General features: G+C 49.8%; 9 protein-coding genes. 2 read left to right on the plus strand and 7 right to left on the minus strand.

Annotated features, from left to right (window positions below; all coding sequences use genetic code 11):
* Nucleotides 1–51: 51 nt before the first annotated feature.
* The 6 genes from EHSB41UT_RS13265 to EHSB41UT_RS24950 form a co-directional block, all read right to left on the minus strand.
* Nucleotides 52–1,710, minus strand: a complete 1,659-nt coding sequence (locus EHSB41UT_RS13265; protein ID WP_087110570.1) for an OmpP1/FadL family transporter — start codon at nt 1,708–1,710, stop codon at nt 52–54.
* Nucleotides 1,711–1,824: 114 nt separating this feature from the next.
* Nucleotides 1,825–2,907: a transporter family protein gene (locus EHSB41UT_RS13270; protein WP_207626634.1), complete on the minus strand. Its 1,083-nt coding sequence runs from the start codon at nt 2,905–2,907 to the stop codon at nt 1,825–1,827.
* 191 nt (nt 2,908–3,098) lie between these two features.
* Nucleotides 3,099–3,899: a C39 family peptidase gene (locus EHSB41UT_RS13275; protein ID WP_087110572.1), complete on the minus strand. Its 801-nt coding sequence runs from the start codon at nt 3,897–3,899 to the stop codon at nt 3,099–3,101.
* Nucleotides 3,900–3,992: 93 nt separating this feature from the next.
* Nucleotides 3,993–5,444: a hypothetical protein gene (locus EHSB41UT_RS13280; RefSeq protein ID WP_087110575.1), complete on the minus strand. Its 1,452-nt coding sequence runs from the start codon at nt 5,442–5,444 to the stop codon at nt 3,993–3,995.
* Between the two features lie 78 nt (nt 5,445–5,522).
* Nucleotides 5,523–6,833 (minus strand): DUF6160 family protein, encoded by a 1,311-nt coding sequence (locus EHSB41UT_RS13285; protein WP_087110577.1) that lies wholly within the window; start codon nt 6,831–6,833, stop codon nt 5,523–5,525.
* 207 nt (nt 6,834–7,040) lie between these two features.
* Complete coding sequence (locus tag EHSB41UT_RS24950) at nt 7,041–7,175, minus strand: hypothetical protein (protein ID WP_278248152.1); 135 nt, start codon at nt 7,173–7,175, stop codon at nt 7,041–7,043.
* A 253-nt stretch (nt 7,176–7,428) separates the two neighbouring features.
* On the opposite strand from EHSB41UT_RS24950, the gene pabB reads away from it, so the two are divergent.
* Entirely contained in the window at nt 7,429–8,865 is a 1,437-nt protein-coding gene (gene pabB, locus EHSB41UT_RS13290) for an aminodeoxychorismate synthase component I (RefSeq protein WP_242667308.1), read from the plus strand.
* A 106-nt stretch (nt 8,866–8,971) separates the two neighbouring features.
* Here the strand turns inward: pabB and thrH are convergent, their stop codons facing one another.
* Nucleotides 8,972–9,589: a bifunctional phosphoserine phosphatase/homoserine phosphotransferase ThrH gene (thrH, locus tag EHSB41UT_RS13295; RefSeq protein ID WP_087110581.1), complete on the minus strand. Its 618-nt coding sequence runs from the start codon at nt 9,587–9,589 to the stop codon at nt 8,972–8,974.
* 239 nt (nt 9,590–9,828) lie between these two features.
* On the opposite strand from thrH, the gene EHSB41UT_RS13300 reads away from it, so the two are divergent.
* Entirely contained in the window at nt 9,829–10,101 is a 273-nt protein-coding gene (locus tag EHSB41UT_RS13300; RefSeq protein ID WP_087110583.1) for a hypothetical protein, read from the plus strand.
* The last annotated feature ends 172 nt before the right edge of the window (nt 10,102–10,273 follow it).

The raw sequence follows: 10,273 nt of genomic DNA on the forward strand, positions 1-10,273 counted from the left end.
TTTTCGGGGAAACCCAATGGCTCAACAGCCATACAGGAAGGCAGAACCCGCTTAAAAGCGGGTTCTGTAGGTCAGGGAGAAGATATAAGCGCGCACGCTGGTTTTGATATCCAGCCCCGCATACGGGTTATAAATAATATCGGTGAGACCATCACAGTTGGCGTTACAGCTGGTGCCCGCCGGAATATCCTGGTCAGACCACATATACTGGAAACCAACATCAACGACAGAATCCTTATCCCACTGGTAACCAAAGCCAAGACCAATCAACTGAGCATCCCCAAGAGGGGCCATCACATCAGCTTTATCCTTGGGAATCGCAGAAGGACGATTCTCATAACCGGCCCGCAGGCTTAAACGACTGTTGTAGTCATACTCCATACCCACTGCCCAGCTCCATACACTCTTGTAACCACGGGGCATGGTGATATAGGTCGGTGCTGCCGAGACCTGACCGGGTGCAAGGATACGAGCAAACTGCATGGCGGCCAGCTCACGGTCAAATTCAATCTTGAACTCATCCCATACGGCCCAGTCTGTCCACTTGGCATCCACATTCATGGTCAGTTTAGGGGTCAGATCAACACTGGCACCCAGCGCAACATGCTGAGGGAACTTCATATCCAGATAGGCCTTACCAGTCTCATTAAGCTTACCGGAGGTGGAACCCACCAAGGCCTGACCAAAGATCGACGGCAGCCCTCGATTACCGGTAAAACCTTCAATAAACTCATAGAACTCCGGATCATACTTCATGGAGAAATCACCAGAGAGAGACATCTCCGCCCCACTCTGGTAAACCGCACCCAGACGCAGCCAGTCGTACGGTTCCCACTGAACACCCAGATTAAAGGTCGGAGACAGACGTTCTTCCATCTCGATGGTCAGCTCACCAATTGGCTCAAACGGACCAATCTCACCACTACAGATATAAAGGAAGATACCTACAAATACGTCCACACCAGGGATACCACAGGCGAGCTCACGAATAGCATCGTTACCGGTCAGTGCCACCAGATCATTCGGCGTCCGCATATCCTGCTGAATACCCATGGCCTGATGGGAGAAACCAATCGATAGCCCGACACTCAGACGATCATTAATTTCATAGGCGACGCTGGGGGAAAGATAGGTAATCCGCTGCAGGGCCATCTCTTCACCCTGAAAACGACCGGGATCATCACCAGCACGCTTAAAGCCCAAAGCCATAGGCGCGTAGAGATTATTGGCAAAGGTAAACTTGGAACCCGGTGGGGAGATAGACAGACCGTTCATCGGCGAGAACAACACCGGAACATCGACCATACCAAATCCCGGTACAAACAGAACGGGCGTATTGGCCTTACTGGTCTTACCAACGACCGGATCATCGTCAGCATCAAAACCAAAGAAGCCATAACCGGGAGGTGCATCAAACTTGGCCCGGATATCCATGTAGCCGCCAAACAGCTTGGTCTCAATCTGGCGACCTTTCAATTTGGTCAGTCCGGCTGGGTTAAAGTGAACATTATCCATACCAACCACATCAGCCGTCACCGCATTGGCAAGCGCCATGGCCTTCGGGCTACCAATGGTCAGGTTCTGGGCCAGCTGAGCATGGGTTGCAGTGCTGAACACCGCCCCTGCCAGGCACAGCCCTTTCAACCCTGCGGTCAGAAGTGCTGGAACCCTGCTGAATAATCCTGTTTGTCCGGAATCAATAGTCTGCATACTACAGCGTTCTTCTTGTTATTCGTTGCTTCTGGCAGAGAGTGCACTCCTTGCGCATCATCTCCGCCTCGGACAGATTTCGTTCAAGATGGCCTGCAATGGGCAGTGAAACCGTTACTCGTCTTTCAGACCATCCAGATCCAGCGGCAGAGAGAAGCCCAGCAGAATATCCGGGGAATCTTCCGTCAGACCAAATCCGGCATTGACGTTAACAATGTATGTCGGTGAAGCCCGCAGACCGAGAGACAGATTCACAACACCACTGGTGCTGGCGGCCGATTCCACTTCACGCCCGGTTTTGAATTTGAACTCGGATGGTTCGGTATACGACACCTGATAGGAGGCGCTCATGGACACGTCATAAGACAGCGAATAGGCAAAGCCCATATTCATGTTGTAGCTGTTACCCGGCTTGACGGCATCGAGCACAAACTCATCCTGGGCGCTGCCCACCTGCTGATCCTGCGGACCACGGAACTGATCCAGACCGGTTTCCTTGAAGTTGTAGGTGTAACCGACGGAGCCAAACAGCACCACAGGGTCCAGAACATGACTCATATTGGCGCCGACACCCAGCGAGTAGTAACCGGAGCCAGTCGGAATATCCTTGGCCAGGTTCATCTCATAAGGGCTGTCACCGGTTTTAGTCGAGAAGCTGCTGTAAAGGGTCAGGGATGGACGACCCGGCTTCACTTCAAACGGCTGCCAGCGCAAGCTCAGGGAAACATCACCCAGACCATAGGCCGTCTTGTCTTTATTACGGTAGGTCCGCCCTTCCAGCGCCTTGATATCGGAATACTTGGCAACCAGCGGAATACGAGCCGACAGCGTCAGGTTATCCCAGATGCCGTAATCAAAACTGAAGGTATTGGTAAAGCTGTTCTCGGAGGAGTTTTCCACGAAGTTGGTGACGATGGTGGTGTCGTTCTCACCGGCCGCCTGCACAAAATCAATACGACTGTCGCGGAAGTTGGAATAGTCAAAGGAGTAAGTGAGCCGGGTATCACCTGACTTCAACAGTGAGTAGCTCTTCTCAGCGGCCTGAAAGACTTCTTCCAGCTGCTTTTCCTGGCTGGTGTCGTTTTCCTGCTGGCCAAGTGCCGCGCGAGCGTCATCTGTCGAGGAAGAACCATAGACCTGAGTGGCTGCCAGAAGACCTGCTGACAGGATACAGGTGGAAATTCGGTAAAACTTCATCCTGAGTTGCCCTTATTATTTTTGTTCTTATCGCAGCGACTGCTGTGAATGCTGTTCGCTTCAATCATTGATCGACAACATTCAAAAATTTATGCAGATCAGTATAACTGTGTGATCTGCAGCACATACTGACCTTTTCTCCCAAGCCCACCGTCATATTTGTCAGCAAGACCATCGTACTAACTAAAATATCACTGTCGCTTGTACGGCCAGCCACCGGTTGACTCACTGGTCTTGCCGGTCTCATCCGTTATGATCGCCCGAACCGCAGCGGCAGCGGCATCCGCCCTGCGCTGTTCCGGCTGGGTAAACTGTGGCATCTCGTTAAAGGCCAGATAGGTGAGTGTGGCATCTTCCACTACCCGCATATCTTCCGGACGCAGTTCCAGATTCGGCAAAGGTGCGTGACCGTTCGGGAACACGATAAACAGTACGTTCTGGTCCCATACCTCTTTAAACCGCTCAATGGTAAAGCTGATGTTACCGACTGCCGGGTCCGCCACATACACATGACCCTGATAGACATCCCGCACCACCACGAAGTGTTTAAAGCCGGCGTACTCAATCGGAACAATAGCCGGGTGGTCAAGATCGATAAGGTCATTGATAGACGCACGATAACCACCGGAACGGTGACCGATCGCCCTTACGAAACGTTTCATATCCAGCAGGGAGAAGGCACGCCGGGAGACAATTTTTTCCGCCTCACCAAACTTCAACAAGCCTTCCATCACCTGACGCTCGGTCAGGTTACGGCCGAGATAATAATCGAGGAGAGTGGTCAGAGCCGCCGCACCACAACTGTAGTCATAGGCCTGGCGAACAATGTTCTTGAATTTGAGATTACTGAGAGGATCAACATGGGCCTGTTCCGTCACAGTCATACCGGCCTGCTGCTCGTAATAAACAGTGCCCTGCTCTTTGGGTTTGACTTCTATTGCGGTGGTAACACCGAATACCGTCAACAGACTACCAACCAGAACTTCTACCATGATGTTTTATTCTTTTTATCCATCATTAACAGACATTTGACGTAAAATTTGGCGACAGGTCAAATCCAGTTTCGCCAACCATCAACCCTGCACTTATTCCTTACCGGTAATACGCATGGTATTGACCGGAATATTTACGCCATCAAAAATCAGCGAGCCAATACTGTTATCACCGATAAAAATATCTTCAACAGCGATTCGACCATTTAACAAGGGCGCAGAGATCACCAACGTATCATCCTGATCAATATCGATAGAGATAATGCTGGCATCGGATTCCAGCTCAATGCCGGCCAGAGTGATTGTGCCACCCTCACCACTCTCTTCAACCGAAGCGGCATAACCGGCATTTAATTCACGGGCACGGACTTTTAATGTGTCGGTATCGACATCATCCAGGCCAGTTAACTCATCCTCGATCGCAGCAACACTGTTAAATAAACGATCATATTCGGTATCAACACCCGGAGCCGGCGTTCCATTGATATCATATTCCTGAGCAGAGATATAAGAGCCTAAATCAGCACCGGCCACTTCCAGATTGGCACTTAGCTCCCGACGCACAATCACCGCAGGGTCATAACCGCCCGTAATCGTCAGTGCACCGATACGCATATCCAGCGCCTGGGACAGTCGAACACCATTACCCAGGCTTGGGGTGTAGACATAAAGCTCACTGCCATTACTCTCCAGACCGGAGAGTTTCATGCCAAACAGCTGCTGATCATAATAATCTGCAGAGTTACGATCTTTTTCAGAACCGATCTGAATGCCACCCACACTGATAAAGCCGCTATCCAATGAAGGCATAGTCACCTTGATAGCAGCAGAGTTTTCAAAAGGGTTTTCTTCGGCACTGATTGACTCCAGACGGGTGCCATAGAGATTCAGCTCAGACATACGCACTTCATTAAAAGCCAGCGTACCGCCACCTTCCGGATTTGCGAGACCATTGGTTTCAATATCTGTGTATTCAACTCGGCCTATGGTTTGATTAATAACCGTATCAATACCGATCTGAGCCGTATCCTGAATGGAGTAAAGGTAGGTGTTTGATTCATCAATCTTAAGATCTTCAATCACCAACTGGCCCAGACTTGGCGTTGCGCCGCTATCACCCAGACGAATGGCTCCGATTTTCACATCCGCATCAAGACCACTCATCTTCTGACTTAATACATCTCCCTGGGCCAAATCAATTGCCGCCATCCCCAGGCTCAATTCAGAAACCGGAATAACTTCAACCGCCAGAGAGATATTCAAGCGACCAAAAGGGGTATCCGAATCAAGAAAACCGTTGCCCAACTCAAAATCTTCAAACAATAAAGCGCCACCGCCGATATCACCCGGCACACCCGGCTCAATATCATCACGCACAATCACTTCATCGATTTTGGTATAGATGGAGGCATCCACTTCAATAGATGCCTGGGCAACCGCTTCGCGGGCCTCTTCATCACTAAGGGGGGTAATTGCGAAAACAACTTTAGAAAAACCGGCTGTTAACACTGCCAAAGTCAGCTTTTGTAAAGTTGCTTTATCCATAACAAAGTTCCTGGTTGTTATAGTTTTTATCTTAGTTAAAAAACCGGCCTGACAAGTCAGGCCGGTACAACATAGAGCTTAGTGTGCGTAGATGTTGACTGTATTTGTAGTCAGATTAATGCCTGACACACTCAGTCCGCCCAAGCTTGAACCACCCAGATAAATATCCTGAGCAGAGAAGGAAGCGCCAGTCAGCGCACCATCAATAGCAATACCTTTAGCAGCGGTTACATCAATACTGGTAGTACTACGATCACTTGTGAAGCTAACTTCTGAAAGGGAAACACTACCTACACCGTCACCATTACGGGCAGCAAAGTCCCCTTTACCGTCAGCATCAAAAGTAACTGCTCCTGCAGTTCCAGCCAGACCTGCTACGTAAGTGATTTCACCAGCACCAATATCCATCTTCTGGCTAATACGGATACCTTCCCCACCAGCAGTTGTAAAGATATAGGTTGCTTCACCAGAAGAGTTCACATCCAGCTTATCAATAATGGCACCACCAATAACCTCATCTGCTGCTGCTACAGCAGACTGCTCAACTGCACTCAAAGTCGAACCATCAGGCGTGGTGTCAAGCTTAGTCAAAGCAGAACCCAAATCTCCAGCCAGGTCCGTACCAGTATACTGAGTAGAACCAATCTGGATTGCTTCAACAGTCATCTTTCCATCAACAATGGCCGGCTGAGTGATCTTAACAACGTCACCAGAGTTGTTGAGAGTTGGAAGAGAACCATCATCACGATCCAATATCTGAATCTTGGTACCGACCATATCGATTTCGGTCATTTTGATATCATGAATCTGGATACTACCGTTATCATCATTAACGGCTACTTTACCGGTGCTATCGTAACCCTTATCCGTATAGGTCACTTTCTTGATGCTCTGGTTAATAGTGGAATCCATACCGATCCCCTTTTCACCCTCAAGAGCATACACATACATTGTTGTATCTTCTGCACTCAGACCATTGATCTCAATCCGACCCAGAGACTCGGTACTACCAGTCGTCTTAATACCCCCGACTACAACATCAGCATTCATGTCGCCCATACCGATCTTGATAGCATCACCTGTGCCAGCACGAGCCTTCAGAGCATTACCAAGCTGACTATTTTCAACAACGTCAATAGTAACAGTTTGCGTCAAAGTATCGTCTGTACCATCTCCGGAAAGTTCAATACCTTCAATACTCAGGTCATTACCATCATCGGTGTAGGTAACCTTATCGATGGTAGCCTTAACTGAAGTCTCGATGGTAATACCGGCCTGACCAGTGAAGCCATCCATCACTTCGTCATCCAGAGCAACAAGCTCTGCATTGGCAGATGCACTCAGTACCGCGATCGCCGCAGCCAGAGGCAGCTTTTTAATGCCTTTCATTATTATTATCTCCATTGTGTTGGGCGCGCGCCCTCCCAAGGGTTTTGCCGCACAATGCGGCACAGGCGACAAAACACGCACGTGCGGTGCTCTGTCGTTTTCCCACAGCCCTTTCCGACACCAAACCGGAGCAAAAAAAACTTGCATCCGACACACTGGAAACAGCCATGGAGAAACCAAGTAAGCCCTGCATACTGTTCAGCACAGTTACATCAGGGTCCAGGTAAATACGCTAACGAGAAGAATAGCCAGCAAGGGATTCAGCGCTGAGCCGTAACGATCGGACGAGCTATAGGAAGAGTCATCCTTTTGCAGGTTTTGCAAAGTGGAATAGTGAGTCATTGTGCTTTCTTCTTATTATTATTTTTATGCTGTTTAGTTCAACATGGGCGACGAAGACGGTCAATGTACACATTTAACACTTTTGACTGTCAATTTGGTCAACCGCCCTGTCACTTATTGCCACACTCTTTGCACTGCTCTTTACATTGCTCCTTACAACGCAATGCCAGGCCATCAAATCCGGCACGCTTGCTTTTCCTTCGCTATACAGACAAGTACAATCCCTGCGAAGTTGAACAATGATGATCAGGCAGTGCCTTACCTAACCTATCGAGCCGACCCTTGCCACTGGCTGGGACAACTCCGCCCTCTTGGATATGCCCTGTTGCTGGACAGCGCCAACGGCCATGCCAGCAGTAAAAGCCTGAACTATGGCAACAGCACACATCGCTACGACATAATCACTGCCGCACCGGAATCTGTTACCATCGTCCAAGATGGAACCACAACCGTCTATGACCTCAATGACGGTACGGCCCGGGAAACATGCCAACCTGTTTTTGATGAACTGTCAGCACAGATGGAAGCTGTGGCAGAAGATGAAGCCGCGCAACAGGCACAGCTTCCCTTTACCGGCGGATTGGCAGGCTATTGGGGCTATGAGCTGAATCATCAGCTGGAACCGGAGTGCGTGCCTGAGCGCAAAACACCACAGGCTGACGACACCCATCATCCGGAAATGATTGTTGGTCTTTATCTCTGGGCCATTATTTCTGATCATCAAACCCGCACCAGCGCGTTGTACTTGCATCCCGATCTGGCCGAAACCAAGAAGCAGCGTATCCTTCATGCGCTAAAAGGCACCGAAAGCTCAGGGGCGGTTCAACCTTTTTCTCTGAGCACACCTTTCCGGAAGATGATTACTGCGGACACTTACCGCCAATCTTTCCAGCGTATTCAGGAGTGGATCACCGCGGGTGACTGCTACCAGATCAATCTGACCCAACGGTTTACCGGCAGCTACCAGGGCGATCCCTGGCAGGCTTATCAGTACCTGCGGGAAATCAGCCCAACGCCGTTCTCGGCCTTTCTGGATTTCCCACAACTTAAAGTTCTGAGCCTGTCACCAGAACGGCTGCTGTTAAGTGATCACGGCCATATTGAAACCAAACCGATCAAGGGCACTCGCCCCCGTGGCCTGACTCCGGAACAGGATCAGCAAAGCGCCGAAGAACTGCTGAACAGTGAGAAGGATAGAGCGGAGAATCTGATGATTGTCGATCTGCTGCGCAATGATCTGGGTCGCAACTGCCAACCGGGCTCTATCAAGGTTCCGGTGCTGTTTGGTCTGGAGAGCTACGCCAATGTCCATCATATGGTCAGCACTATTACCGGTGAGCTGGCGGAAGGTCGCAGCAATCTTGATCTGCTCCGCGATGCTTTCCCCGGCGGTTCGGTTACCGGCGCTCCGAAGATTCGGGCAATGCAGATTATTCAGGAGATTGAGCCCTACTCTCGTTCGGTTTATTGCGGCTCGGTGGGTTATATCAGCCTGAATGGCCGGATGGATACCAATATCACCATTCGGACTCTGGTGGCCGATGGTGAAGAGATTCATGCCTGGGGTGGCGGTGCGATTGTTGCTGATTCGGAGTGCGACAGCGAGTACGAGGAGTCATTAACCAAGGTACGCAATCTGGTGAATGGACTGGAAGAGGCGTTTCTTAGCAAGGAACGGGAAACGGCTTAAGAGCGAGATCCCACGCGGAGCATGGGATCCCGAACGAACAGGCGTGGGTACCAGTAGTTCAAAGCTCGTTCCCACGCTCTGCGTGGGAACGCATATACCAAGAAGGTTATGGCTGAAGATCCCGCACACTCGCCTTACAAAATTCCATCTTCAGCTCTTCATAAGTATGCACAGCCGGGAACTGAGGAAACTCGGTGATCACATTATCCGGCGCCTTAAACAGAATACCGGCCTCCGCTTCCGCCAGCATGGTGGTGTCATTATAAGAATCACCGGCAGCAATCACCCGATAGTTCAGGCTATGGAAAGCCTTAACCGAGCAACGCTTGGGATCAGGCTGGCGGATTTTATAGTTGGTTACCTTGCCATTATTATCGATTTCCAACTTATGGCAGAGCAGCGTTGGGAAACCGAGTTGGCGCATAAGTGGCTGGGCAAATTCGTAAAAGGTGTCGGATAAAATCACCACCTGGAAATTCTCCCGCAGCCAATCGACAAAACTGCGTGCTCCGGGAATCGGTGCCATTTCAGCAATCACCGCCTGAATCTCTTTGATTCCCAGCCCGTGCTGTTCCAGCAGAGAGAGACGCATGCTCATCAACTCATCGTAATCGGGAATATCCCGGGTGGTGGCCTTTAACTCTTCGATACCCGTCTGCTCAGCAAAACGAATCCAGATTTCCGGAACCAACACCCCTTCCAGGTCAAGACAGGCTATTTCCACTTCAATACTCCCTTTACGCGAACTTTATTATGCCAATAACACACTTATTCAGTGATCGTTACTTTATCGCTGTGCACAGCATCAGGCAATCGCCGTCACACTAAGCGACAGAATTATCCCATCTACAGGAATGTCGTAATAAAAGATGAAGTTATATTTTTAGATCGGAGGGTTATTTTTCAGTAGCCTGCGCACTTGGTAAGATCACCGCCACATAACGATTTCGACAGGATGCCCCGATGAAAATAACAATGGTCAAGAAGATCATGGCTGATGGCAGCCCGTGTAAGAAGTGTGTTCAGGTGATGGAGAAGCTTGAAAGCTCCGGCCATATCAAAGCCATCAATGAAATCATTGAGGCCCATGAGAATGATCCGACCAGCAAAGGCATGCAGATGTCACTGGTGCTTGGCGTCGATAAAGCGCCCTTCTTTGTTGTTGAGCGGGATGGCAAGGAGCCTGAAATCTTTACTGTCTACTTCAAGCTGGTCAAAGAGGTTCTGGAAGCCTGATACCTTCATACTTCTCAGGTTGCCAATAAAAAACCGCGCCTCAATTGAAGTGACCCCCAATAGTTGGACACCCAATTATTGGGGGTTACTTTTATGTCCAAATACAGCCCAGAGCTGAAACGTATCATTGCCAGCGAATACATAGATGATGGAATATCATCACATCAGCTCG

The organism is Parendozoicomonas haliclonae (assembly GCF_900174585.1).
Classification (GTDB): Bacteria; Pseudomonadota; Gammaproteobacteria; order Pseudomonadales; family Endozoicomonadaceae; genus Sansalvadorimonas; species Sansalvadorimonas haliclonae.

Bases quoted from the DNA above. Each gene is read 5' to 3' on its own strand.
- EHSB41UT_RS13265 (WP_087110570.1), bottom strand. From the start codon at position 1,710: ATGCAGACTATTGATTCCGGACAAACAGGATTATTCAGCAGGGTTCCA.
- EHSB41UT_RS13270 (WP_207626634.1), bottom strand. From the start codon at position 2,907: ATGAAGTTTTACCGAATTTCCACCTGTATCCTGTCAGCAGGTCTTCTG.
- EHSB41UT_RS13275 (WP_087110572.1), bottom strand. From the start codon at position 3,899: ATGGTAGAAGTTCTGGTTGGTAGTCTGTTGACGGTATTCGGTGTTACC.
- EHSB41UT_RS13280 (WP_087110575.1), bottom strand. From the start codon at position 5,444: ATGGATAAAGCAACTTTACAAAAGCTGACTTTGGCAGTGTTAACAGCC.
- EHSB41UT_RS13285 (WP_087110577.1), bottom strand. From the start codon at position 6,833: ATGAAAGGCATTAAAAAGCTGCCTCTGGCTGCGGCGATCGCGGTACTG.
- EHSB41UT_RS24950 (WP_278248152.1), bottom strand. From the start codon at position 7,175: ATGACTCACTATTCCACTTTGCAAAACCTGCAAAAGGATGACTCTTCC.
- EHSB41UT_RS13300 (WP_087110583.1), top strand. From the start codon at position 9,829: ATGAAAATAACAATGGTCAAGAAGATCATGGCTGATGGCAGCCCGTGT.